Origin of the sequence: Maricaulis salignorans, from assembly GCF_900103475.1 — a bacterium.
GTDB lineage: Bacteria > Pseudomonadota > Alphaproteobacteria > Caulobacterales > Maricaulaceae > Maricaulis > Maricaulis salignorans.
In genome coordinates this window covers 47,013-72,119 of the sequence record NZ_FNHG01000002.1, presented here as the reverse complement: position 1 = coordinate 72,119, position 25,107 = coordinate 47,013, and the positions used below count along the sequence as shown (strand labels likewise).

Here is a 25,107-nt window from a genome sequence, read left to right as displayed (position 1 = left end):
CCCTAACCCGGCAAGCTCAAGCAAGCCCTCAGCCCCCCCATCGGGCTTTCGCTCAGCCGGATCTCCCCGCCATGCCCCCGCGCCACATCCCGCGCGATGGCCAGGCCGAGCCCGACGCCCTTGCGGTTGGGATTGCGGCTTTCATCCAGGCGGTTGAAGGGTTTGAGGGCGTTTTCGTATTGGTCGGGCGGGATGCCGGGGCCGTCATCATCGACGAGGATTTCGATGCGGCCGGCATCGGCGCGGCGGATCGAGACTGCAACATTTTCGCCGTGTTCGCGGGCATTATTGACCAGATTGGACAGTGAGCGCTTGACCGAGCCGGGGCGGATATCGGCTTCGATCGGTTCGCCGGCGACCAGATCGATATGGCTGCCGGCGCGGCGCGCATCCTCGATCACGTCCTCGACCAGCGCATTGAGATCGGTGCGCGCGGTCTCCTCATTGGCCTGGCCGCGGGCGAAATCGAGATATTCGTCGAGCATTTCCTGCATTTCGGTGATGTCGCGCTTGGCATCCTCGCGCTCGGGCGTGTCGGGCATCAGGGCGAGCTGCAGCCGCAGCCGGGTCAGCGGTGTGCGCAAATCATGGCTGACGCCGGCGAGCAGGGCGGTGCGCTGTTCCAGCTGGCGCCGTATGCGGTCACGCATTTTCAGGAAGGCATGGGCGGCCTGGCGCACTTCGGTGGCGCCGGCGGGGCGGAAATGCGCCACATCCTGGCCACGGCCGAACTGTTCCGCCGCATCGGCGAGCCGCCGGATCGGCTTGATCTGGTTGCGGATAAAGATGACCGAGACGCCGGTCAGGATGGTTGTCGCGCCGATGATCCACAAGAGGAAGATATTCCCCGTTGTCGCAAACACCCGTTCGCGCAGGGCGATATAGCGCAAAATACCGCCATCCACCTCGACGCGGATATCGACATAATTGGGATAGCGCGTCGTATCGAACCAGAAATTCTGCTCCAGCTGGCCGGAGAGGGCGCGTTGCAGCGTGCGGTCAAGCGTGCGGAAAAAGGAGGTGCGGCGCGCGGTCGGCAGGGTTTCGCCGGGGCGGAAATCGACCGAGAGCCGCATCGTCGTCATGGCGATATCCGCCTGGCGCCGGAAGGCCTCCGGATCGGCGAGATCATCCTCATACAGCGTCGTCATCATGGCGATATCGCCGGCGACGCCGTCCGACAACCGGCTCGTGACCGTCTCCCAATGCTGTTCGAAGAAGGACCACACCACGGCGACCTGCATCAGCGCCACCGGCAGAACGAAGATCAGCAGGGTGCGGGCGAACAGGCCGCGCGGCAGGAAGTGGCGGAAGGCGCTCATGGCCCGCTCACGGTCCGAAGACCGGGTCGGCCGCGAGCTTGTAGCCCTCGCCGCGCACCGTCTGGAGATGCATGGGTTCCCTGGGGTCGGTTTCGATCTTGCGGCGCAGGCGGGTGACCTGGACATCGACGGCGCGTTCGCCGCCCCCGGTATGGTCCGACAGGGTCAGGCGCGAGACGACCTGGCCGGGCATGGAGGCGAGGGCGGCGAGCAGCGCTGCTTCGCCGCCGGTCAGGCGCACGGGCACGCCGGCCCGCTGCAGCATTTCGCGTTCGATATCAAATTCCCAATCGCCGAAACTGACGCGCTGGATCGCCGCCGCGGCCGGGCGTGCCCGGCGCAGAATGGCATGGATGCGCAGGGCCAGTTCTTCCGGCTCAAAGGGTTTGGGCAGATAATCATCGGCGCCGAGGCTGAGGCCCTTGATGCGGTCCTCCGCATCGCCGCGCGCGGTCAAAAGGATGATCGGGGTTTCGGCATGTTTGCGGATGGCCGTCGTCAGCTCGAACCCGTTCATGCCCGGCATCATCACATCAAGGATGAGCAGATCAAAGCTGAGCGAGTTGAGCGTCGAGAGGGCCTTGGCGGCATTGGGAGCCGTCGAGACGCGAAAGCCGCGCCCCTGCAGGAAACGTTTCAGCAGGGCCCGGATCCGGTCGTCATCATCGACCACCAGGATGTGGGCTTCATCACCCGCGCTCTCGACCATGCCATCTCCAAAAACCGATCACGCCAACATGACCCGCGCGCGCCACTTGCTCAAGGTGTGGCCCGCATCCGGGACGCGTCTTATTTGCGAAAATAATTCCACGCCGTCAGCAGGCTCAGCGCGGCGGTGACCCAGAGGGCGCCGATCCAGGCCAGCAAAAGGATGTCATGGCTGGTCCAGCCCAGTGGCTGGGCGATCAGCGGGAAGCCGGCAACGATCATGGCGAGGGCGGTTTTCAGCTTGGCGGCGGGCGAGACGGCCAGCGCTGTGCTGCCGGGCGCGCCGGGCAGAAGGCGGGCGGCAGTCATCGCAGCATCGCGGGCGACCAGGGCGAAGACCGGTACGGCGATATCAATCGGTGTGCCCAGGATCAGCATGTAAACAATGAGATAGGCATTCACGAGGAGTTTGTCGGCGATCGGGTCGAGGATTTCGCCGAGGACCGATCCGGCATCCCAGCGGCGGGCGAGCCAGCCATCGAGCCAGTCGGTCGCCGCCGCGACGACAAAGGCAATCACGGCGAACATCGCCAGAGAGCGCGCGGCCAGGACCGGCTCGCCGAGCCAGAGCGGCACCAGGCCGGTCTGGGACCATTGATAGGAGGTCCACAGGGCCGCCGCGCCGCCCAGCGCCAGAAGAATGCGCAGGATGGTCAGAATATTCGGGATTTGCCGGTGCATGATCTACCTCTGGAACCAGTCATGGATGGTCTTGGCCATCGCTTTGGAGACGCCGTCCACCGCTTCCAGATCGGCCAGAGCGGCATTGCGGACTGATTTCGCCGAGCCGAAATGCGCCAGCAGGGCTTTCTTGCGCGACGGACCAATGCCCGGCACGTCATCGAGCGGATTATCCGCCATCTGTTTCTTGCGCTTGGCCCGATGACCGCCAATCGCAAACCGGTGCGCCTCATCGCGCAATCTTTGCAGGTAATACAGCACCGGGTCCTTCTGTGGCAATTTGAAGGGCGGTTTGCCGGGCAGGTAGAAGGCTTCGCGGCCGGCATCGCGCTCGGGGCCCTTGGCGATCGCGGCGATACAGATGCCGGTAATGCCCAGCTCCTCGACCACGCCCATCACCCTGGATAATTGCCCGGCGCCGCCATCAATCAGGATCAGATCGGGCACGGGGGCGCCATCCTCGCGCTCTTTCAGCAGGCGCGAGAAACGCCGCCGCAGCATTGCCGCCATCATCGCGAAATCATCATCGGTGGCGGCGTCCGCTCCGGTCATGTTGAAACGGCGATAATGGTTCTTCTCGAAGCCTTCCGGCCCCGCGACAATCATCGCGCCGAGCGCATTCGTGCCCTGGATGTGGGAATTGTCATAGACCTCGATCCGCTGCGGCAGGGTCTCGAGATTGAAGACGCGTTGCACGCCTTTGAGCAAATGGGCTTGGGAGGCGCTCTCGGAGAGCTTGCGCGCCAGCGCCTCGCGCGCATTGGCGGCGGTGCGCTCGACCAGCTTGCGCTTCTCGCCGCGGCTGGGACGGTGAAGCGTGACCTTGCGGTCGGCCTTCAGGCTCAGCGCCTCGCCGAGCAGGTCGGCATCCTCGACATCATGGGACATCAGGATCAGGGCTGGCGGCGGCTTGTTGTCGTAGAATTGCGCAATGAAGGCGGCGAGCACTTCGGGTGTCTCGACCTCGCTGTCATGGCGCGGGAAGAAGGATTGATTGCCCCAGTTCTGGCCGGCCCGGAAGAAGAAGACCTGGACGCAGGAGCGGCCACCATCCTGGGCGACGGCGATGACATCGGCTTCCTCGACGCCTTCAGGATTGATGCCCTGATCGGTTGTGACGGCAGCAATCGCCCGGATCCGGTCGCGCAGACGCGCCGCGCTTTCAAAGTCCATCGCATCGGAGGCTTCCGCCATGCGCCCCTGCAGGCTTTCGCGCAGGGCATTGGACTTGCCACGCAAAAAATCCGTCGCCTGGGACACGAGTTCGGCATAGGCGTCCGGCGCGATCAGATCGACGCAGGGTGCGGCGCAGCGCTTGATCTGGTGCAGCATGCACGGCCGGGTGCGCCCCTCATAGACACTGTCGGAACAGGTGCGGACCAGGAAGGCCTTTTGCAGGGTGTTGAGCGTCTGGTTGACGGCTCCGACCGAGGCAAAGGGGCCGAAATAATCACCCTTCGCCTTGTGGGCGCCGCGATGCTTGAGCAATTGCGGTGCGGCATGATCGCGCCGGATCAGGATATAGGGAAAGCTCTTGTCGTCGCGCAGCAGCACATTATAGCGCGGCTTCAGCCGCTTGATCAGATTGGCCTCGAGCAGCAGGGCTTCGGTCTCGGTCTCGGTGACGACGAATTCCATCGTCCGCGTCAGCGAAATCATCAGGGCGATGCGGTTGGAATGGCCGCGCCCATTGGCATAATTGCTGACGCGATTCTTCAGATTGCGCGCCTTGCCGACATAGAGGACCGTGCCATCCTCGGCGAACATGCGATAAACACCGGGCTTTGACGGCAGGTGTTTGACATAGTCGGCAATGATTTGGGGACCGCTGCGTGATTGCGCTGGCGGCGCAGACGGGCCATCTATCGCCACCGTCGGCGTTTGAGGCCCGGTAGGTGTTTCCGGGCCGGACGTTTCTTCAGGGCCCATGGTTTTTTTAGAGGCTGGCATGTCTGACAAGATCGCGCTCGTTACTGGTGGCGGCAAGCGCCTGGGTGCCAAAATAGCGTGCGCCCTGGCCGAGGATGGCTGGCACGTCATCATCCACTATAACAGTTCGGGCACGCAGGCGCGTGCGATTGAAGCGGTGATCCGTGAAGCCGGTGGTTCGGCGAGCACGGTGCAGTTTGATCTCGCCGACAGCGCCGGTGTCAAACGCTTCGCTGACGGTCTGGGCCGGCTCGACCTGCTGGTCAATTCGGCATCGGTATTTGAGCAGGACCGTCCCGAGACTGTCGAGGCCGCAGCGCTTGAACACGCCCTGCGGGTCAATCTGATGGCGCCGGTCCTGCTCGCCTCGGCGATGGCGCAGCCCCATGAAAGCCGCGCGTCAGGCTGTGTCATCAATCTGCTTGACCAGAAGCTTTTCAATCTCAATCCGGATTTCTTCTCCTACACGCTGGCCAAGCACGCCCTGCTCAGCGCCACCACGACCATGGCGATGGCGCTGGCGCCGCGGGTCCGCGTCAATGGTATCGCACCGGGGCTGACCCTGCCGTCGGGCGGGCAGAGCGAGGCGGAGTTCCAGCGGGCTCACCAGACCAATCCGATGCAGGGCGGTTCGACGCCGGATGATATTGTGCGCGCGGTTCGCTTCATTGTCGCGACGCCGTCAATGACCGGCGAGACGCTGACGATTGATGGCGGCGAGCATTTGATGCGCCGCATCCGGGACGTCTCGATCGAGCCGTGAGGCTAGAGCGTGACCCGGGCAACCACGGATTTGCAGGCCACGGTCCGCGGTGATTTGGTCACCGCAACGGTGACTTCGTGCACATGCTGCAGCGCCTTCAGCGCCTCGGCAATCGTCACGCAAAGCGTTTCAGCCAGATTATAGTGGCGGGCATCGATCACCCGGCGGACCGTGTCGGCGATGTCGTCATAGCTGGCGGTCTCGTGGATCGAATCCTGCTGCGGCATGCCGGAAAGCTGGATTTTGACGTCGATCAGTATGGTCTGGCGACTGTCGAGTTCGAAGCTGTGGATGCCCAGGGCAGCATCCATCTGCAGGCCGACGACTTCGATTTCGATCATGGACATGCAGTGCCTAGCTCACAAAAGGTGAGCGGTTGGATAGGTCATGACAGGCCTGCGATCAAGCAGGCCCGCGCAGGCGTCGAGACGGCCGGCGCGATGCGGGGCTTCGCTCACATCTGTGTGAGGGCAGTGTTTTGCGATTTCCGCCCTGGCCCGGGCAGTGCTTCACTGTGCGGGCTGCGGCGCTCGGGCCCGGCGCGAGGGTGATGAGGGCAGGGATGAAGGCGTGGATGTCGGGCCTTGCTATGACGATGGTGTTGGCGATGGCCGGTCCGGCGAGCGCCGGGGCGCAGGCCATTGCCCCGGTCTATGCGCTCGCCTGCGACGGCGCCGACGCCTACAGCCGCCAGGCGCGCGGCATTGCGGTCATCGTGGTGCATGCCGGCGATATCGTGTGCGAACGCTATGCCGACGGGATCGAGCCCGACGAGGTCTGGGAGATCGCCAGCGGCGTCAAGAGCTTCGCCGGCGTCATGGCCGCAGCGGCGGTGCAGGACGGTCTGCTCTCGCTGGACGAGCGCGCGGCCGACACGCTGACCGAATGGCAGGATGATCCGGCACGCGCCGCGATTACCATTCGTCAATTGCTGAACCAGAGCAGCGGGCTGGCGCTGCCACGCGAATCCAGTCGCTTGCCCGGTTATCAGGCGGCGATCCGGACGCGGGCCCGGACCCGCCCGGGCGAGGCTTTCGCCTATGGTCCGCGGCATTTCCAGGCGTTCGGGGAGCTCTTGCGGCGCAAGCTGGCCGCCGCGGGGCTCGATGCAACGCCGGCGCATTATCTCGGGCGCCGCGTGCTGGCGCCGCTCGGGATCGATGTGCGCAACTGGGCCAGTCTTGATGGCATGCCGGTCTTGTCCGAGGGGGCATCCATCTCCCCGCGCGACTGGGCGCGCTTTGGCCATTTCGTGTTGCATGATAGCGATGCGGGCGTCCGCGCGCGGGTCGATCCGGCGACGCTGGCCGCCCTGTTCGAGCCTTCAGGTGCCAATCCGGCCTATGGTCTGGGCTGGTGGTTGCCGCATCCGCGGCACGCCGGGTATCGCGGCTCGCGCGGGGTCGGGCGTTTTCTCGACACGCTGGAGGCGGGCGAAGACTTTCCCGAACTCCATGTCGCCGCGGGTGCCGGCGGGCAGCGGCTCTACCTGTTTCCGGAGCTGGATCTGGTGGTCGTGCGCATGACGCGCGGTGTCGATCAGGACCCGGCGACGCGCAGCCGGGCCTGGTCAGACCGGCGTTTCATCGAGCATTTGCTGGTGCCGCAGGCGGTCACGCCCTGACGGGTCAATCCGCCGGGCATCAGCCCATGGCGGATCGGGCGAGAACGGCGATATAGCCGATATAGCCGGCGAAGAGCAGGGTGCCGAGGACGCGCGTGATCGGGCGTTTCACTAGTACGATGACGGCGATCAGGACGCTGGCGCCCAGCATGACCCAGAAGTCGAGCACAAAGAAGCTCTCGGAAATTCGCAGTGGCGTGCCAGTCAGGCCAGCGGCCAGGCCGGTCGCGCCGCCGACGGCGAATACGTTGAAGATATTCGAGCCGAGGACATTGCCGATCGCCAGGTCGGCCTGACGGCGAACCGAGGCCATGACGACTGTGGCCAGCTCCGGCAATGATGTGCCCAGGGCAACAGCGGTCAGTCCGATCAGGGCCGGCTCGACATGGAGATCCTGTGCCGCAGCGATACCGCCCGTCACAATCATCTGGGCGCCAACCGGCAGGGCGATCAGACCGCCGGCCAGGGCGAGAAGGATGGAGGGCAGGGTTTTGGGCAGCCCGTCCATATGTTCGATATCGGTCAGCTCGGCGAGAGTCGGGTCATCCGTCGCCTTGCGGGCCTGAAGTCCGAGCAGGGAGACATAGCCGACAATCGCCGCGAGCAGGATCCAGCCTTCCGTCAGCGTAATCTGACGGTCCCAGGCGACGACGATCAGGGCGGCTGCCGCCAGGAGCGCGAAAATCGCGTTCCGGCGCAGGCCGGGTGTGGTGGTGTGAATTGTGCCGAACAGGGCCGGCAGGCCCAGCACCAGCAGGAAGTTGGCGATATTGGAGCCAACGATATTGCCGACCGCCAGGCCGGGCGCGCCCGTCAGGGCCGATTGCACGCTGACAACCAGCTCCGGTGCAGACGTACCGAAGGCGACAATGGTCAGGCCGACCAGCAAATTCGGCAGACGCCAGAGGCGTGCCAGCGCGGCGCCACCGCGGACGAGGAAGTCGCCCCCGAACAACAGGAGGACGATTCCGGCCAGGATCAGCGGGACGTATTGGATAGCGTGCATGAATTTACCGGGCGCTGCGGATCAGGACTTAGTCGAGGCGGCGATATTCGATAAGATTGAGGAGGGCGAAAACGGCCACAACGAGGCCAACAGCGATCAGGGCATACATGGAAAACGTCTCCGGAAAAGCATGGGCAATGACCGTACATAGCGCGCCGCTGCCTGAGTGGCCAGCGCCGGTTTCGGTATGAGGTGGCGAGCCCATATCGAGCCCTTTGCGCGCCCTTTCATGCAGGCCTGCTGGCGCCTGACGCGCGGCGCAACGCTGGGGGTGCGCGCGGTCGCGGAGCGGCCGGATGGTCGCATCGCCCTGGTCCGTCATACCTATATCAATGGCTGGCATCTGCCCGGCGGCGGCGTTGAAGTCGGCGAAACCGCGATCGATGCCGTGGGCCGCGAACTGGCCGAGGAGGCCGGTGTCCGCCTGACAGACGCGCCGGAATTGCTCGGGATATTCGCGAATCACACGGCGTTCCGCGGCGATCACGTCCTGCTCTACAGGGCTCGCGGCTGGGTGGATTGCGAATCGCAAAGCCAGGGCGAGATCGAATGTGTGGACTGGTTCTCCCCGGCGGACTTGCCGGCCGGGACTGCGGCCGGAACGCAACGGCGGATAGCGGAGATATATCAGGGCGCTGCGCGCATTCCGCATTGGTGAGTGTAATTTGCGCGCTGATGGTGAAAATCAGCTAGTCTTGATAATTGTGTGGCGGTCCGGGGACTGTTTTCGCAGGATGCAGCCAAGCTCGCAGGGCCGGGGTCGATTCGAATGAAAGACAATGCCGAGGCGAACCCGCCAGTCGAACCGGCAACCGGCCCGCAAGAGCCGGTGTCCCCTTGGCAGCGCGCGGTCGAGGCCGATGGCTGGTTCGGTCTCATTCTGCCAGGGATCCTGGCGCTGAGCTTCATCCTGATTGTTTTCCTGGCGGTGATGGCGGGCGACCGTGCACTCGTGGCTTCTGCGCGCGAGACCAATGCTGCGACCCTGAATTCAGTGCTGGCGAGCACAATGCAGCGCTTTGAGGAATGGGCCGTCCACCAGGAGCGTAACGCAGCCGTCTGGGCGGGCAGTGATCTGGTCCAGCAATCGCTTGAGGACTTGCTCAACACCCCCGAATTGTCATCGATCGCTGCGGCACCGGCCCAGGCCAGATTGCGCACGACGCTGGGACCATGGCTGACCGAATATGGCTATCGGGGCTTCTACGTGCTCGGTGCCAATGGTGTGAACCTGGCCTCGGTGCGCAATTCCGACCTTGGCCAGCCCTCACCGATACTCAGCCTCGTTGATACCAATCGGCTGCGGGCGGGCCGTTCCATCCTGACCCGGCCGCAAATTGTCGATGTCCCGGCGCTGGATGGTGATCCAGGCTGGACGGGGCTGGATGAAGAAATGGCGATGTATGCCATTGCGCCCATCCTGTCGGGCACGGTCGTGCGGGGCTATTTCGCCCTGCGCATTGATCCGCTGGCCGAATATTCCTCGACCTTCCGGGTCGGACGGACCGGCCTGTCGGGCGAAACCTATGCGGTTGATCGCAGTGGGCGCCTGCTGACGGAAACCCGTTACGCGCCGGAATTCCGGACCGCTGGCCTGCTGGCGCAGGGGCATCCGTCAATGCTGCATCTGGAAATTCGCGATCCCGGCACGAATGTGACCAATGGCGACGCTCCCGCCACGCCCTATGCGACCTGGCCCCTGACAGCGGCGGCGCAGGCTGTGACGGCCGGCAATCGCGGCTCGGACCTGATCGGGTATCGCGATGCGCGGGGGATACAGGTCATGGGGGCCTGGGCCTGGGATCCGGCGCGTGAAATTGGTGCGATCACCGAGATCGAGCTGGGCGAGGCCCTGGCCGGCGTCAATCGGGCACGCGCTGTGCTGCGCGTCTTCGCCGTGGCGATGGCGCTCTGCTTCATCCTCATCGCCATTCTGTTCAATACCCATCGCACGATCAGCCGGCATCGTGCGCGGCAGACGCAGGAAACGACACAGAGATTTCGCCGTATTCTGATGACGGTGGCTGAAGGCATGTATGGTATCGACCGGGACGGGCGCGTGACCTTCATCAATCCATGTGCCTGCGACATGCTGGGCTATACCGAGGATGAGCTGATCGGGAAATCGCTGCACCCGATCATCCACCATTCCAGGCGCGACGGCACGCCCTATCCCGAACATGAATGTCCCATCGCCACCGGCACCCAGGACGAGAGTGTCGAGGAATACTTCTGGACCAAGGACGGGGAGTGCATCCCGATCGAGTTTTCGGTATCCGCGATTGATGCGGATGATCCAGCAGCGGGCAGCGTGGTCACCTTCCGGGACATTACCCGGCGCAAGCGCGACGAGCTGGTCCTGCTGCGCTATGCGCAGGAATTGAAGCGCTCGAATGCGGAATTGCAGGAATTTGCCTATGCCGCCTCCCATGATCTCCAGGAGCCCTTGCGCAAGATCCAGGCCTTTGGTGAGCGTCTGCACAAGAAATATCATGCCTCGCTGGACGAGACCGGTCAGCATTATCTGGACCGCATGGTCGATGCCGCTTCGCGTATGCGGCAATTGATCGATGACCTGCTTGGCTATTCGCGGGTCAATTCGAAGACGAGCACGTTCCAGCCGGTCGACCTGTCCCAGGTCCTGGCCGATGTGATCTCGGATCTGGAGCCGCGAATCGTTTCTGAAGGGGCCAATGTGCGGATCGGCACCCTGCCGGCGATCGAGGCCGATCAGACCCAGATGCACCAGCTATTCCTCAACCTTCTCTCCAATTCGATGAAATTCCATCGCGAAGGTGTGCAGCCTTCAATCCTGATCGAGGGCAGTGTCGAGGTCGGCGAGACCGGGGCTGTCGCACGCATTGCCGTGACCGATAATGGTATTGGTTTCGAGGCCCGCCATGCCGAACGGATATTCGGCATGTTTGAACGCCTGCACGGGCGCGAGGAATTTGACGGAACCGGTGTTGGCCTGGCGACCTGTCGCAAGATCGTCGAGCATCATTCCGGGACGCTCAGTGCCTGGGGTGAGCCGGATGCCGGCGCGGTTTTCACCATCACCCTGCCGATTCGCCAGACGGTCGACGCCTAGCCAGCGGCGGCGGCCCCAGACCGGCGATCCAGCGCCTGGTCGATGCTGCACTGTCGTTGCGTCAAACAATTTACAGTTGTTGTTTACGGCGCGCGTCTGCCGGGTCAAGGCGTCAACTGATCGCGGCGCCCGGCGCCGGCGGGCCGCGATCCTGGGGGCGGTGCGCCGGATGGTGTGCGGCGGGAGGTTTGAAAAAAGGTTCCTACGTCAATGGGTTAGAGTGGTTTTTCAGGTTTGGCGACGGGCGGGGCGAGCCGTGACCGGCACGCCCTGCTCTGATCATGCTGCGCGCCGTGACCGCCCGGCGACGGCTGCCCGGCCGCAAGCGCCGCCGTGATACCGGTCATGCGTGTGCGACCGATACAGGTTCGCGCATGGTATTCGCCTTGATCTTGCGTCAGTGACGCGAGAAACTGCCCGCATGGAACAGCCGCGATCGCGCGGTGGCCGCGATGAGGCTTTTCAAGATGAGCAATGCCGACCGCCTATTCACATTCCTTATGGTGGATGACGATCCCGATGACCGCATGTTGTTCAAGGAGGCCTGCGACGAGGTCCGGTTGCGCAATCCGGTCGAGTTCCTCGAGAACGGCGAACAGCTTGTCGATTACCTCAATCGCAAGGGGCCTTATGCGGCCCTGACTGACCAGCCGCTGCCGGGCATTATTCTGCTCGATCTGAATATGCCGCTGAAGGATGGCCGTGAAGCGCTTGAGGAAATCAAGGCGAGCGCTGAACTGCGCCACATCCCGGTCATCGTGCTGACCACCTCCAAGAATGAGGATGATATTCTCTCGAGCTATGGCCTGGGAGCCTCCTCCTATATCGTCAAACCGGTCTCGCTCGACCGCCTGATGCGTGTTGTCAATTCGATCGGTGAATACTGGGTCCAGATCGTTGAGGTTCCCGACGGGGGCGCAGCGGTGGAGCTTTCCGACATCGACTGACCGGCCCCGGTTTCCCGTCCTTGCCGATTCTTGTTTCCCTTGAGACGGGAATTCCCTAGTCTGCGTCCACGCGCGGGGGCGCCGATCCATTCTGGATCATGAAACGGGGAAATCTCTATGAAGACGATGATGATGGCAGCAACAGCGCTGCTGGCGCTGACCGGTGCCGCTTTCGCGGACGGTGATATGTCCAATGCCTATGGCCATACCGTTCGCGTGACCGGCGGCGATGCCAGTTTCGATGCGACATTTTCCGAAGACGGCAGCTATTCCGACACGCGCGGCGTGACCGGCAGCTGGTCGCTGGGTGAGCAATTGTGCATTTCGGCGGCGACCGAGACCGGCGTGCAGGAAAGCTGCGGCCCTTGGAATCCGGATCTTGCCGTGGGCGATAGCTGGACAACCGAAGGCTGGGCGACCGATGGCGCGGTGATTACCGTCGAGATCCTGGCCGCCGAATAGAGCCGGCCGGATCAATTCTGACACGCATTCGATGTGATCAGACGAGAAGGGCGGCGCTTCGGTGCCGCCCTTTCTGGATTCCGGTCCGGATGGATTTCCCCTGTGGCGTGTCTTGCCAAGACCTTGTCGCAATTGCACCCTAGACTGAACGGCTTGAGACGAGCGATCGGGCGGCGTCCGGGGGAAATGACCATGCTGGCAATGCGTTTGTGGAAAATCTCGGCGACACTTTTCGTGTCGATGATCCTGGCCATGATCATGCTGGCCGCGCTCTGGTTCTACCTGCCCGACTGGTTCTCCTGGGTTCAGGATGGTGCCGACCTGCTCGAGGACGGAGTCGCCGCAATTCCGCTGCCGGAGAAGATCAATAACCTGGTCCGCATCTATGCCAGCGATGACAAGCTTGTCCTGCTGATCTTCACCATTATCGCCCGTGTTCTGCTGGCGCTGGTTGGCCGTATCTTTACCGCTGTCCTGCCGCAACCGACGATCAAGATCGCAGAAGACGGGATTATCGCCCAGATCGGCTCGACCATCGCCACCCTGTTCCTCGCCTTCGTGATCGCGATCCTGATGCTCTCCGCCATTGCCCTGTTCTGGGAGGCCGGGCTGCACCAGATGCTCAACGCCGCCGACTGGGTCGAGGATCAGCTGGCGCACCTGCCCATTGGCGGCCGCTGGCGGTCAGGCGTGCGCTTTGTCGTCTCCGACGACAAGATCCTGCTGCTCTTCTTCACCATCATCGCCCGCGCCCTGATCGTGGTCTTCGCGACCAGTTTCGGGTCGGCCTGGCGGTCGATGACGGGCGGCGGACGCGAGAAACTTGTCCGCACCTAGTCGCAGAGGGCTTTCGACAGGATCGGCAGGGAAACATCCATGCGGTAATCGACCGATGAGTGATCATCGGGGAATTCCTGATAGACGTGTTTGATCCCCATTTCAGTCAGCCGCTTGGTCATTCGCCGGGCGCCATAGACCAGGTTATACTGATCGATATCGCCGCAATCGATATACAGCGCCTTCATTGATTTGAGGCCCTCCCCACGTGTCTCGACGAGCTCCAGCGGATCCCATTTCTTCCAGCGCTCCCAGGCCACCGGGTCCAGCTCGCAAGTGTCCATTGTCACGGGCAGGCGGATGCCGAGGTAGGCGTTCGGGTCGGGGTCATAGGTCGCGGCCATCGCCAGGATCATCAGCGCGTGGATATCATCGCCGGCCGGCTTGAGGCTGGACTCGAAGGCGGCCATGAAGCTCTCGATCGTGCCGCCATGCTTGGCGATCCGGCGCAGCGTGTGAGCAAAATCGGTGGCGAACATCAGGTCAAAGCCGACATCGCCGGAATGGCTCGCCGCCGCGGACCAGATATCGGGATGCATCAGCGCATGCATCATGGCGCCATAACCGCCCGAACTCTTGCCGAACAGGCCGCGCTTGCCAGCCCCGCCGCAGCCATATTCGCCCTCGACAAAGCCGAGCACTTCCTGCGTCAGGAAATCATCCCAATTGCCCATCGCGATCGAGTTGACATATTGATTGCCGCCCAGCCGGGTAAAGCAATCGGGGAAGGCGATGATGCAGGGCGCCATCTCGCCCGAGGCGATCAGCCGGTCGGCGCGCTCAGGGACATTCTCGCCGAAATTCTTCCAGGCCGTGTGGTAGGGCCCGCCGCCGGTAAAGCCGACGACATCGACCAGCAAGGGCAGGCCGGAACCGTCATGTCCGGCCGGGATATAGACATCCACCCGCCGCAGCGTCGGATCGCCGAGCATGTTGTTGGCGACGGCCTTGCTGTCGATCCAGTGCTGGACGATGCGGCCCCGGGGACAATCGGCGGATTTGTGCATGGCGAAAGCTCCTGAAACTGTGGCGAGTATCATTACCGCCCCGCGCGGTTTTGGCGAGGTGTCAGCTGTCAGCGGCGCATCATCGCTTGAGCCTCACCCCCAAATCACGCCAGCATCCGGCATGGCCACTTTCAAAACCTATCTCAACGCAAACCATCTTCTCGCCGACAGTTTTCGCCTCGCGCGGCTGATCCATGAGAGCGGTTTCAAGCCCACCCATATTGTCGGCGTCTGGCGCGGCGGCGCGCCGGTGGGCATTGCGGTGCAGGAATATCTCGAATATCGCGGCCTCTCGACCGACCATATCGCCATCCGCACGGCCTCCTATACCGGCATTGGCCAGCAGGCCGAGGTGCGGGTGTTTGGCGAGAGCTATCTGGTCGACACGCTCAATGCCGATGACCGGCTGCTGATCGTCGATGATGTGTTCGATTCAGGCCGTTCGATCGAGGCCCTGCTCAAGGTCTTGCGCGCCAAATGCCGCAAGAATTTTCCCGCAGAGGCGAAGATCGCGACCGTGTATTTCAAGCCCGTCCGCAACAAGACCGAGCTGAAGCCGGACTTCTTCCTGCACGAGACCGATGACTGGCTCGTCTTCCCGCACGAGCTTTGCGGCCTGACGCCGGAAGAGATCGCGGCGAAGGGCGAGGCGGGCAAGGTGGCGCTGGCGAAATAGGGGGGGCGCCGTGTGTGCTGCCTGCCAATGATGCCCGGAAAGGTCCTGAAGGCATGATCCTGCAGTCTGATGAAGCCCGCTTTCCCGAACGTATCGACAGAATCCTGTTTATCGCCGGACTGGTGATCTACGTGACCGGGCAAGTCCTGATCAATCTCGGCCCGGGTTTCACCGAGCAGCAGGCACCGATCGATTACGCGCACTGGCTGTTGATTGTCGGCGTATTGTTTCTGATCCCTTTTGCCGGGCGTCTGCCGAGGCAGAATATTCACCTGATGGGCATTCCCCTATTGCTCGCCGGGATCGGCTTCGTGATCGGCATGTGTGTGATTGATTTCATCTTCTGGAGCATCACCGATGCCGGGCTGAAACAGGCCCTGGCCAGCCATCTGATCGCCACGACCGTCATCTGGGAGCCCTTCATGGTGTTCGGCCCCAACACGATCTTCAATCTCGGCCTGTTGCTGCCCAGCCTGTCCTATTTCCGCGCCTCACGGACCGGGACCATCCTCGTCATTTTCGGGACCCTGGTCATCGTCGTCGGCACGCAATGGTTCAACGTCATCGGTTATCTGATCGTGCTGGCCGGCTATGTTCTGAATTTCAATCTACTGAAGCCGGATGAGGGGCGCCCCGCCGGGCAGATCTCCCCCCGCTAGCGCCTCCGCCCTATTTCTCGCGATAAAGCGCACACAGCTTGTGGCCGTCCGGATCACGGACATAGGACAGGTGCATCGTGCCCATGGCGCCGGTGCGCGGGCCCGGTGCGTCCTCGATCGAGGTGCCGCCATGGGCGATTCCGACATCGTGGAAGGTCTTCACCTGTTCGGGACTGTCACACTTGAAACCGATCGTGGCGCCATTGGCGAAGCTGGCCGGCTCGTCATTGATCGGCTCGGTGATGCCGAATGTATTGCCGTCATGGCGGTAGAAATAGCGGACATGACCGGTCGCGGCGACATTGCGCATGGCTTCGCCGACGCCCAGCGTGGCGAGCAGAGCGTCATAGAATGTCTTTGATTTTTCGATGTCGCTGGCACCGACCATGATGTGATTGAACATGCTGATAGTCCTCCCTGGATAGAGCTCGTGTCGGTCCGGGATCAGTCCCAGTCAAGCCCGATATCGAAATTCGGGGCCGAATGCGTCAGCGCGCCGACCGAGATCACATCGACCCCAGTCGCCGCTATGGCGCCCACCGTGTCGAGATTGACCCCGCCCGAGGCTTCCAGTGTCACCTGGCCGCCCGCCCGGGCGACGGCAGCCTTGAGATCGTCCAGCGAGAAATTGTCGAGCAGCACGCTTTCGGCGCCGGCCTCGATCGCTTCGGCGAGTTGATCCAGCCGGTCGACCTCGACGGCGATGCGGGTCATGTGGCCGGCATGCTGGCGCGCGGCGCGCACGGCAGCGCCGACGCCGCCGCAGACGGCGACGTGATTATCCTTGATCAGAATGGCGTCATCGAGCCCGAAACGGTGCATGGCGCCGCCGCCGGCCTGGACGGCCTGGAGTTCGAAGGCGCGCAGGCCCGGCGTGGTCTTGCGGGTGTGGGCGATGCGGGCCTTGGTGCCCGAGACGGCGTCGACATAGCGGCGGGTGAAGGTCGCGATGCCGCTCATCCGGCCCATGAAATTGAGCGCGATGCGTTCCGCCGCCAGCAGGGCGCGGGCCTGGCCATTGACGGTGGCGATGATATCGCCGGGGCTGAGCCCATCGCCGTCCGCCATATGGCATTTGATCATGGCGTCGGGATCCATTTGCCAGATCGCCTCGATGCCCGCTTGCAGGCCGCACAGCACGCCGCCATCGCGGGCCTTGAAATAGAATTTCGCCTCTTGCCCGGCCGGGATACAGGCCAGCGAGGTCAGGTCGCCGCGACCGCCCTGGTCTTCGGCCAAAGCGCGGGTGACGGCATCCTTGACGATGAAATCGGGCAGGGGCGAGACGGGCATGGCGTGTCCTATTCGGCAGGCGCGGTATGGGCCAGGGCAGGGCGGGATGGGCGCGCCAGATCGGCGAGCGACAGGCGGGTGTGGCGGGCGATGGCATCGGTCTGCGGGAAGTCGGTGCGGAAATGGCCGCCGCGGCTTTCCGTGCGCGCCAGCGCGCCTTCGACGATGAAGCGCGCCGCGATCAGCGCATCGGCCTCGCCATGGCGGATGATCATGGCTTCGATCAAACCGCCGAGTTCGGTCAATCCCGCACCCGAACGCTCGACGCCGCAATGGCGGCTCATTGCCTGACGCAGACGGGTCAGGGCGAGCAGTGGAAGGGCGGGCGGCAAGTTTCCTCCCCCGTTCACGGGGGAGGTGTCCGCGCAGCGGACGGAGGGGGCACTGCCGGCGGGGGCAGCCCCCATCGACCCGGGCTTTGCCCGCGCCACTTCCCCCGTGAACGGGGGAAGAAGAAGCACCTGCGCCACCCGTGCGGCACTCACCAACCCCTCAGCGAGTGAATTGGAAGCGAGCCGATTGGCACCATGCAGTCCGCTCGAGGCACATTCGCCAATGGCCCACAGGCCGGCGACGGATGTTCGCCCGTCAATATCGGTCGCAACCCCGCCCATATGGTAATGCGCTGTCGGCGCGACCGGGATGGGCTCGATCCGCGGATCAATGCCGGCTTGCTGGCAGGCGGCGAAGACGGCGGGGAAACGGGACGGGAAGGCGGCACCAATCGCCAAGCGGCAATCGAGCATGGCGTGTTTGCCAGCGAGGCTTTGACGATGCACGGCGCGGGCGACAACATCGCGCGGCGCCAGTTCGGCATCCTTGTGAATCGCCTTCATGAAGCGGTGGCCGGACCGGTCAATCAGGATCGCGCCATCACCGCGCAGGGCTTCAGTGCACAGGGGGGCCGGGTCGAGCCCGGCATTGAGCGCGGTGGGGTGAAACTGGATGAACTCGGCGTCCTGGATTTCGGCACCGAGGCGCGCGGCCATCGCCATCGCCTGGCCCTGGGCTCCGGCGGGTGTTGTGGTCAGTGCGAACAGGCCACCCGCCCCGCCCATGGCGAGAATGGTCTCATCGGCCTGGATTTCCAGGGTTTCGCCCGTGGGTGAACGCGCGATTGCGCCGGCACAATCGCCATCCTCGCCGGCGATCAAGGCCGCCGCCGACCAGCCATCACGGATCTCGACATGCCCGGCCGCGCGCACGGCGGCGATCAAGGTCTGCATGATTGCGGCACCGGCCCCGTCGCCGGTCACCCGGGCAACGCGGTGGCGTGAATGGGCCGCTTCGCGGGAAAGGGACCAAGCGTCACCTTCGCGTTCGAACGGCGCTCCCAGAGCTGCCAGCTCGCGCACCTGCTCAGCGGCGCCCGCAGCCAGCGCATGAGCGGCCTCGGCATCGACCAGACCTGCGCCGGCCTCGATCGTGTCGCGGGCATGCAGGGCCGGCGTATCGTCCTCGGCCAGCGCCGCAGACACCCCGCCCTGGGCCCAGCCCGAGGCCGCGCCTTCACCCAGCGGCGATCCGGTCAGCAGCACGACCTTGCGCGGTGCCAGCTTCAGCGCGGCCCAGAGTCCGGCAATGCCGGCACCGATGATGAGGACGGGGCGGGTCATCGCCTAGACCGAGACAATCTCGACGAATTTTTCCGGCTTGGCCGGATCGAAATGCGCGGGAGTTTTTGGCGCTGGCAGATCGAGCATGGCCTGGACCGAGGCCCGGGCGCGGATCGCCACCTCCTCGTCGACGATCACCTCATGCTGTTCCAGACGCAGGGCGTCATAGATGTTTTCCAGCGTGATGCGCTTCATGTGCGGGCAGAGATTGCACGGGCGGATGAATTCGATTTCCGGAACGTCGATGGCGACATTGTCGGACATCGAACATTCGGTCAGCAGGACGGCCTGTTTGGCGCCGCTCTTCTTCGCCCAGTCGGCCATCGCCGCGGTCGAGCCGGCGAAATCGGCGGCCTGCACCACTTCCAGCGGGCTTTCCGGATGGGTGATGATGACGATGCCGGGATGGGCGTCGCGCAAATCCTGCACATCCTCGGCGGTGAATTGCTCATGCACTTCGCACGAGCCTTTCCAGGTCAGGATGCGGATATCGGTCTGGGCGGCGACATTCTTCGCCAGATATTCGTCCGGCAACAGGATGACGGTGTCGGAGCCAAGGCTCTCGACGACCTGGACGGCATTCGAGGATGTGCAGCAGATATCGCACTCGGCCTTCACCTCGGCCGACGTGTTGACATAGGTGACGATCGGCACGCCCGGATAGGCGGCGCGGATCCGGCGCACGTCTTCGCCCGTGATCGAGGCGGCCAGCGAACAGCCGGCGCGGGTGTCGGGGATCAGCACCGTCTTGTCCGGCGCCATGATCTTGGCGGTCTCGGCCATGAAATGCACGCCGGCCTGGACGATGATCTCGGCATCGCTGGTCGCGGCCATGCGGGCCAGGGCCAGGCTGTCGCCCATCAGATCACCGACGCAATGGAAGATGTCGGCGGTCATGTAATTATGCGCCAGGATGACGGCATTCTTCTCTTTCTTCAGCTCATTGATCGCGTGGATCAGCGGCGCCTTGGCCGGCCATTCCAGCGGCGAGACGAAGTCTTTCACGCGCTCATAGAGATGATCCGTCGCGGCCTTGACCTCTGCCGTATAGGGCAGGGCGGGGCGATCACTGGCGGCCGGGGTGAAGCTGTCATGGCCGGGCTGGCGGTCGCGGCCTTGGGTGAAGTCGAGAATTTCCATCATCACTCACTTTTGCTCGAATTGAGCATTACAGAGGTCCGAAAAAGGGCGATTCCGATATCCTGAAATCACCTTTTGCTCGAAATGAGCCTATCTATGGCGTGTTTATATGCTCACTCTGAGCACATAGCAAGGGAGGAAGCGTCCGGGGCTGGATGAAGGCGGCTAGTCCGGCTCAGCCGGAGAGGCTGTTTCCGCGTCGAGCATCTCGACACCCTGGGTCGTTGTCGCCTGCAGCACGGTGTTGGCATTCTGCTGGGCGGAGGTCGCATTGTGCGCGGCATTGGCCAGGGCCTGGTCGGTCTCCTGATAGAGATTGCCCATCGCGTCCGCAGGTGCATCACCGAGAACTTCGACATTCGCCTGCGTGACGGCATCGGTGATCTGTGGATTGACCTGTTGATTATTGGGGGTCTGTGACCAGGCGGCAGTGCCGGCGCCGGCCACAAGGATGAAGCCGGATGCAATCAGATGAGTCGCGCGCATGAAGGTCTCCCGTTCAGTTTGCGGTGAGCATGGATGGCGCGGCTTGCGATTGGATTAATGGCGCACCGGAGGGCCAGGCTAGAAGGGCGCCGGACTGTCAAAGCGCACGGGCGCGCCGCCATCGGGATGCCGGAATTCCAGCGTTCCCGCGTGCAGACACAGCCGGTCGCTGGCGGCGAGGGCGTCTTCCGGCGCGTAGAGATTATCGCCGAGGATGGGGTGGCCGAGAAAGGCCATGTGGACCCGCAATTGATGCGTCCGCCCGGTCAGCGGTGTCAGGCACAGGCGCGTGCGGTCGGGGCCGGTCTCCAGCACCTGCCAGTCGGTGACCGCCGCCCGGCCATCAACGGGATCGACATGCTGTTTGGGGCGATTGGGCCAGTCGGACTTCATCGGCTGATCGATGCGGCCGGAGGCCTGCGCCATCTGCCCCCAGACGAGGGCGATATAGGTTTTTCGGGTGAGGCGTTTTTCGAATTGCTTGCCGATATGGGCATGGGCCCCGGGGGTCAATGCCAGCACAATGAGGCCTGATGTGTCCATGTCGAGACGGTGGATCATGGTCGCCGTCGGGTATTGCGTCCTGACCCGGGCCTCCAGGCAATCGGCCAGCTCCGGCGTATTGCCGGCCACGGTCAGGAGGCCGGCCGGCTTGTCGAGCACCAGGATGTGGTCATCGGCATGCACAATGGGCAAGGCGCCAGCGGGCGGCGGCGCATAGGTAAAGGGGCGCGGTTTGTCGGGGGCAGAGACCACGCTTAAAGCCGCGGCGTCGCAAGACCCAGCGAGGGCAGGCCGGCCAGGGCTTCGCGGCGATAGCGGAACAGCTCCGCCGGGCGGCCGCCGGTCAGGGCTTCCATCTTGCCGGTGCCTTCAACAAAGCCGGTGCGGTCGAGGGCGCGGCGGAAATTCTGCTTGTGCAGGCGGTAACCGACAATGCCTTCGACGACCTGCTGCAGCGCCGAGAGGGTGAAGAGTTCCGGCATGAGTTCGAACACGATCGGGCGATACCTCACCTTGCCGCGCAGCCGGATGATAGCGGTGGCGAGGATGCGGCGATGGTCGGACGCCATCGCCTGGCCCAGCCTGGGGCCGGTCGGCGGTCCGTCGATCTGGCCATCGCGCTCGGCCTCGTCGACCAGGCCGGCCTCGTAGAGAAGTTCAAACCGGTCCAGCGCGTGTTGCTCATTCCAGTTGGCGCCATCGAGGCCGAAGGCCTGTTTGACCCGGTCGTGGCGCGAGGCGCGTCCGCCCGGCGCTCCGGCCTCATCAGCCCAGGCCTTCAGGCGCGGCACGATATCGGCATCGATCATGTCCGGCTTGCCGGCGCGCCAGTCTTCCCAGGGAAAGAAGCTGTACCAGCCGCGCCACTGGCCACCGCCTTCGGGCGGCGGTGCCGCCACCGGCGTCAGGCCGAGATAGCCGATCGAGATGATGCGCGAATCCTCCAGACCCGACATCGCCGCGACCGGCGCTTCGCGGCCGCGATCACCAAAGGTGTAGAGCTGTTCGACATAGCCCAGCTGGAAGCGCGCCTGTTCGGCGACCCAACGGCGCAGGCCGATCTCGAAGGTGCGGTGTTCGGCCGGATCGAACGGGCCGAAGGGCAGGGCGACATCACTGCCTGCTTGCGGCACGATCAGCACTTGCGGGTGTTCGGTATCGGCGGCGAGGATCACCGCGTTGAGGCCGACGACGATGGATTGTCCGGCCATGGCCATCAGCTGGTCTCAAACTCTGCCAGCACGGTCGCGAAACGGTCGAGGAAAAGCTGCTGGGCCTGTTTGACGGGAAGCGGGCGGATCTCGATCTCCAGGTCGGCAGGCGGACGGCCAAAGAATTTCACGGATTCCGCGTGCGAGAAACCGGCAATTTGCGTGGCCTCGAAATAGGCGCAACAGACATCAGCGCGTTTGACCTTGCGCTTGACCTCCTTGGGCAGTTTCGGCGGCAGGCCATAGCGCAGGTGCACGGCGGCCTCAAGCCGGTCCTCGAAATCGCGGTAATTGACGCCCAGCGCCGCCTTGAACGGGCTGATCATGTCGCCGATCACATATTCCGGACTGTCATGCAGCAGCGCTGCCAGGCGCCATTTATGCGGCGTGCCAGGATAGAGCTGGTCGAGGATTTCCAGCACCACGACCGAGTGTTCGGCGACCGAAAAGGCGTGATCGCCCATCGTCTGGCCATTCCAGCGGGCGACGCGGGCGAGGCCGTGGGCAATATCCTCGATCTCGACATCAAAGGGCGAGGGTTCGAGCAGGTTGAGCCGGCGGCCGGAGATCATGCGCTGCCAGGCGCGCGGGGCTTCTTTTTTGGTCTTGGCGGCGGGCGGCATGGCAGGGGTCTCATTTCGCGGCGGGTTGCGGAAATAGCAGACCGGTCTGGCCTTCGCCACCGCGCGCTGAACTTACTCCACAGTTGTCTGCGCCGCGATGTCGCAGGTTTGCTTCGGTTGCGCCGGCCTGCCAGGATCCATACATCAAGGGGGTAGAAACAATCATCACTGGAGAAATCGATGTCGCTCACACGTGTTGTCATGCGCCTTGGCCGCAATCCTGATGCCGGTTTTCCCGACGGTGACGATCATCACGGCTATGTCGTGATCGCGCCCCTCGACAAGGACGGCAAGCTCGATACCGAGTTGTGGCGTGCCAACAAGGCAGCGTGCACGGTCGACCGCTTCTCTCCCGATGCGACCGAGACCGCCGATGGCTGGCTCTCGCACCGCGGCACACGCTGGTTTTTCCGCTATGATGAAGAGGAAGAGGGCCCCGATGAGCCGGTCTACCGCCTCGGCGAGCACTCGATGCGGATCGGCGACTATCTCACCATCCACGAAGCTGATGGCGATGATCTGACTTACAAGATCACCGAAACAACGCCGCTCTGACTGGCGCTCAAGACCTAGTCGGTTTCGCGCTTCGGCGCGACCGGCGCGGTCTGGTTGATCAGGGCTTTGAGGCGCAGCAATATCGGTCGCTCGACGCCGTAATGACTGATCGCACCGACGAGAAGGCAGGCGGCGAGGCAGGCCGGGTAGAGCAGCCAGCCTGACCAGGAATGCTCTGCCGCAACGGTCGCAAACAGCCGCGCCATGATGCCGATCACCAGGATATGGCTCAGATAGATCGCGTAGGACCAGTCGCCGATACGCGCCGCCAGCTCCGGCCAGCGTGGCGCCCAGGCCAGCAGGCTTCCGCTGAGCCCGACGGCGAAGGGCAGGAAGGCGGCGACGCGGATCGTCCGGTTTTCGATGCCCGCCAGGCCTTGCGACCCGGTCCAGAACATGGCCAGTCCAGCGCCGGCGATGGCCACCACAAGCAACGGCCAGCGGAGGCGGGCGAGGTGCCGGTAATGGGCCGACAGCATGGTCCCGGCCAGGAATAACAGGTTGAACGGGCTGAAAATCAGATTCAGCCAGGGCGAGATCAGCGGTTCAGATTGAAGCGCCATTATCAGGCTGGCCCCGGCCCACACGCCTGCCGCCCATCCTCGCATCGCCGGGGGCGCCAACATCATCAGCCCGAAAACCAGGTAAAAATAGAGCTCGTGCGTCAGCGTCCAGCCGATCACCAGGATTGGCGGCGAGCCGCTGGGCAGGAGGAGGAGGGATGTCCAGAGGTCCAGTTCGGCAAGATCCCGGGTCAGGCTGTCGCCCATCACCCAGTATCCGGCAACAGCCAGGGCCGTGAAGAACCAGTAGAGTGGCAGGATCCGGTTGAGCCGGTTGACATAATAGCGCCAGCCGGGTGCAGCCTTCCGGCTGTAGAGGTGGTGAATGATGAAGCCGGACACGACGAAGAAGACATCCACGCCGCCAAAGCCGGCATAGGCGAAATCGCCGAGCAGGGGCTGTGCGAAAAAGCGGACATTGGCCTGATAGAGGTGGGCGATGACCACCAGCAGGACGGCGATCATCCGCAGATACTGGATTTCAGGGATGGTCTTGTGGGCGCCAGTGACGGTCATCTGTTTCCTGTAGAAATCATCGGCGAACGCCGCAAACATACACTAGCGCCAATCGCGGCCCAGCGCCCGGCCCAATCGCTCCTTTCCGATCCCGGCAAGGCGGCGCAGATAGTGCCGCAGCGGGGGCGGCTGCCGGCGAGGGCCCGCCTGCAGCAAGGCCATCGCCCGCTCACCGGCCTCGCCGCTATCCCAGCGCTGGCGCCATTGATCATGGATGCGCCGGTCGCTGGCGAGAATTTCATCGAGTGCTTCATTCTGGCCGTCTACCAGGGCGTCAAGGGTCGCGCTGGACATCCTCGGGGCGACATTGCGCCGAGCCAGATGGCCCCGCCAGCCGAGCGCCGCATGAAACGCCTGGGCGGCCTGATCGGCTCTTTCGGTCAGCATGGCGATATAGCCGCCGGGGTGTTCGTCGAGCCGGGACTCGAGCCGGGTGTAGATCTGGCCCCGCGCTCGCGCCAGATCGCCCAGATCAGCCGCACCGGCATGAATGGCTTGCCCGAGCTTGCCTTCCTCGCGCTTGAACGTCTTCAGATGCGTATATTCCGACAATAATCTTGGCTTCGGCTCGCGTAACCAGAAGATCGCCGGCGCATTGGGAAAAAGCTTGAGGAAGGCATCGGCCCGGTGTCCGTGAATCATTTGGCAACCGGCGTCCTCAACCAGGGTTCGCGCCTCATTCTCCCGGCCGGAATCGATCAGGGCGAGCGCCCGGGTGGCAGCGTCGTCGCGGTCTCGTGCCTCAACCGAGACGAAACTCGCCTGCAGGCCGGCATTCGCCTCGATCATCAGGCGCCAGGCGGTGCCCGCCGTCTTGGGAATGTGGATCGAGATCAACACGGTCTGCGGCTTCTCCTGGGTGCCGGGCGGGTGTCCGCGTTTCCGGGT

27 protein-coding genes are annotated in these 25,107 nt (G+C 63.7%); 10 read left to right on the top strand and 17 right to left on the bottom strand.

Annotated elements, in window-relative coordinates; all coding sequences use genetic code 11:
• Positions 1–2: 2 nt before the first annotated feature.
• The 4 genes from BLT42_RS02120 to uvrC form a co-directional block, all read right to left on the bottom strand.
• A complete protein-coding gene (locus BLT42_RS02120) occupies positions 3–1,322 on the bottom strand; it encodes an ATP-binding protein (protein ID WP_091766096.1) in 1,320 nt (439 codons plus the stop codon).
• A 7-nt stretch (positions 1,323–1,329) separates the two neighbouring features.
• Positions 1,330–2,031: a response regulator transcription factor gene (locus tag BLT42_RS02115; protein ID WP_091766093.1), complete on the bottom strand. Its 702-nt coding sequence runs from the start codon at positions 2,029–2,031 to the stop codon at positions 1,330–1,332.
• 80 nt (positions 2,032–2,111) lie between these two features.
• Positions 2,112–2,711, bottom strand: a complete 600-nt coding sequence (locus BLT42_RS02110; RefSeq protein WP_091766090.1) for a CDP-alcohol phosphatidyltransferase family protein — start codon at positions 2,709–2,711, stop codon at positions 2,112–2,114.
• Between the two features lie 3 nt (positions 2,712–2,714).
• Positions 2,715–4,640 carry an excinuclease ABC subunit UvrC gene (gene uvrC / locus BLT42_RS02105; RefSeq protein ID WP_091766087.1) on the bottom strand — a complete coding sequence of 642 codons (1,926 nt, stop codon included), beginning with the start codon at positions 4,638–4,640 and terminating at the stop codon, positions 2,715–2,717.
• Positions 4,641–4,659: 19 nt separating this feature from the next.
• Between uvrC and BLT42_RS02100 the strand changes: the two genes are divergently transcribed.
• On the top strand, positions 4,660–5,403 hold the full coding sequence (locus BLT42_RS02100) for an SDR family oxidoreductase (RefSeq protein WP_091766085.1): 744 nt from the start codon (positions 4,660–4,662) through the stop codon (positions 5,401–5,403).
• A gap of 2 nt (positions 5,404–5,405) precedes the next feature.
• Here the strand turns inward: BLT42_RS02100 and BLT42_RS02095 are convergent, their stop codons facing one another.
• Positions 5,406–5,750 (bottom strand): dihydroneopterin aldolase, encoded by a 345-nt coding sequence (locus BLT42_RS02095; RefSeq protein WP_091766082.1) that lies wholly within the window; start codon positions 5,748–5,750, stop codon positions 5,406–5,408.
• A gap of 227 nt (positions 5,751–5,977) precedes the next feature.
• Between BLT42_RS02095 and BLT42_RS02090 the strand changes: the two genes are divergently transcribed.
• On the top strand, positions 5,978–7,027 hold the full coding sequence (locus BLT42_RS02090) for a serine hydrolase domain-containing protein (RefSeq protein WP_176780210.1): 1,050 nt from the start codon (positions 5,978–5,980) through the stop codon (positions 7,025–7,027).
• Between the two features lie 19 nt (positions 7,028–7,046).
• Here the strand turns inward: BLT42_RS02090 and BLT42_RS02085 are convergent, their stop codons facing one another.
• Positions 7,047–8,033, bottom strand: coding sequence for a calcium/sodium antiporter (locus BLT42_RS02085; RefSeq protein ID WP_091766076.1), 987 nt, complete (start codon positions 8,031–8,033; stop codon positions 7,047–7,049).
• Between the two features lie 187 nt (positions 8,034–8,220).
• On the opposite strand from BLT42_RS02085, the gene BLT42_RS02080 reads away from it, so the two are divergent.
• From BLT42_RS02080 to BLT42_RS02060, 5 genes are all read left to right on the top strand, one after another.
• A complete protein-coding gene (locus BLT42_RS02080; protein WP_091766855.1) occupies positions 8,221–8,691 on the top strand; it encodes an NUDIX domain-containing protein in 471 nt (156 codons plus the stop codon).
• Between the two features lie 111 nt (positions 8,692–8,802).
• Positions 8,803–11,124 (top strand): ATP-binding protein, encoded by a 2,322-nt coding sequence (locus tag BLT42_RS02075; RefSeq protein WP_091766074.1) that lies wholly within the window; start codon positions 8,803–8,805, stop codon positions 11,122–11,124.
• A 467-nt stretch (positions 11,125–11,591) separates the two neighbouring features.
• Positions 11,592–12,071: a response regulator gene (locus BLT42_RS02070; RefSeq protein WP_091766852.1), complete on the top strand. Its 480-nt coding sequence runs from the start codon at positions 11,592–11,594 to the stop codon at positions 12,069–12,071.
• A 117-nt stretch (positions 12,072–12,188) separates the two neighbouring features.
• Positions 12,189–12,533, top strand: coding sequence for a hypothetical protein (locus BLT42_RS02065; RefSeq protein WP_091766071.1), 345 nt, complete (start codon positions 12,189–12,191; stop codon positions 12,531–12,533).
• A gap of 192 nt (positions 12,534–12,725) precedes the next feature.
• On the top strand, positions 12,726–13,370 hold the full coding sequence (locus tag BLT42_RS02060) for a hypothetical protein (RefSeq protein WP_143024011.1): 645 nt from the start codon (positions 12,726–12,728) through the stop codon (positions 13,368–13,370).
• Here the strand turns inward: BLT42_RS02060 and BLT42_RS02055 are convergent.
• Entirely contained in the window at positions 13,367–14,377 is a 1,011-nt protein-coding gene (locus BLT42_RS02055) for an alpha/beta hydrolase (protein WP_091766065.1), read from the bottom strand. The two genes, BLT42_RS02060 and BLT42_RS02055, sit on opposite strands and share 4 nt — an antisense overlap.
• A gap of 121 nt (positions 14,378–14,498) precedes the next feature.
• Between BLT42_RS02055 and BLT42_RS02050 the strand changes: the two genes are divergently transcribed.
• A complete protein-coding gene (locus BLT42_RS02050; protein ID WP_091766062.1) occupies positions 14,499–15,053 on the top strand; it encodes a phosphoribosyltransferase in 555 nt (184 codons plus the stop codon).
• A gap of 53 nt (positions 15,054–15,106) precedes the next feature.
• Positions 15,107–15,712: a hypothetical protein gene (locus BLT42_RS02045; protein WP_091766059.1), complete on the top strand. Its 606-nt coding sequence runs from the start codon at positions 15,107–15,109 to the stop codon at positions 15,710–15,712.
• Between the two features lie 10 nt (positions 15,713–15,722).
• Here BLT42_RS02045 and BLT42_RS02040 read toward each other — a convergent pair whose 3' ends face one another.
• The 8 genes from BLT42_RS02040 to BLT42_RS02005 form a co-directional block, all read right to left on the bottom strand.
• A complete protein-coding gene (locus tag BLT42_RS02040) occupies positions 15,723–16,115 on the bottom strand; it encodes a VOC family protein (RefSeq protein ID WP_091766056.1) in 393 nt (130 codons plus the stop codon).
• A gap of 41 nt (positions 16,116–16,156) precedes the next feature.
• Complete coding sequence (gene nadC, locus BLT42_RS02035; RefSeq protein WP_091766053.1) at positions 16,157–17,005, bottom strand: carboxylating nicotinate-nucleotide diphosphorylase; 849 nt, start codon at positions 17,003–17,005, stop codon at positions 16,157–16,159.
• 8 nt (positions 17,006–17,013) lie between these two features.
• Positions 17,014–18,621, bottom strand: a complete 1,608-nt coding sequence (locus BLT42_RS02030) for an L-aspartate oxidase (protein WP_091766050.1) — start codon at positions 18,619–18,621, stop codon at positions 17,014–17,016.
• Between the two features lie 3 nt (positions 18,622–18,624).
• Positions 18,625–19,764 carry a quinolinate synthase NadA gene (gene nadA, locus BLT42_RS02025; protein ID WP_233342293.1) on the bottom strand — a complete coding sequence of 380 codons (1,140 nt, stop codon included), beginning with the start codon at positions 19,762–19,764 and terminating at the stop codon, positions 18,625–18,627.
• A gap of 162 nt (positions 19,765–19,926) precedes the next feature.
• Positions 19,927–20,208 carry a RebB family R body protein gene (locus tag BLT42_RS02020; RefSeq protein WP_407657272.1) on the bottom strand — a complete coding sequence of 94 codons (282 nt, stop codon included), beginning with the start codon at positions 20,206–20,208 and terminating at the stop codon, positions 19,927–19,929.
• A gap of 117 nt (positions 20,209–20,325) precedes the next feature.
• On the bottom strand, positions 20,326–21,003 hold the full coding sequence (locus BLT42_RS02015; RefSeq protein ID WP_176780209.1) for an RluA family pseudouridine synthase: 678 nt from the start codon (positions 21,001–21,003) through the stop codon (positions 20,326–20,328).
• 2 nt (positions 21,004–21,005) lie between these two features.
• Positions 21,006–21,968, bottom strand: coding sequence for an NUDIX hydrolase (locus tag BLT42_RS02010; protein WP_091766044.1), 963 nt, complete (start codon positions 21,966–21,968; stop codon positions 21,006–21,008).
• Positions 21,968–22,585 (bottom strand): HD domain-containing protein, encoded by a 618-nt coding sequence (locus BLT42_RS02005; protein WP_091766041.1) that lies wholly within the window; start codon positions 22,583–22,585, stop codon positions 21,968–21,970. Before BLT42_RS02005 ends, BLT42_RS02010 begins: the two co-directional genes overlap by 1 nt.
• A 180-nt stretch (positions 22,586–22,765) precedes the next feature.
• Here BLT42_RS02005 and BLT42_RS02000 point away from each other — a divergent pair, with 180 nt between their 5' ends.
• Positions 22,766–23,140, top strand: a complete 375-nt coding sequence (locus BLT42_RS02000; RefSeq protein WP_091766038.1) for a hypothetical protein — start codon at positions 22,766–22,768, stop codon at positions 23,138–23,140.
• A gap of 14 nt (positions 23,141–23,154) precedes the next feature.
• Here BLT42_RS02000 and BLT42_RS01995 read toward each other — a convergent pair whose 3' ends face one another.
• A complete protein-coding gene (locus BLT42_RS01995; protein ID WP_091766035.1) occupies positions 23,155–24,258 on the bottom strand; it encodes an acyltransferase family protein in 1,104 nt (367 codons plus the stop codon).
• Between the two features lie 3 nt (positions 24,259–24,261).
• Complete coding sequence (locus tag BLT42_RS01990; protein WP_143024010.1) at positions 24,262–25,059, bottom strand: hypothetical protein; 798 nt, start codon at positions 25,057–25,059, stop codon at positions 24,262–24,264.
• Positions 25,060–25,107 lie beyond the last annotated feature (48 nt).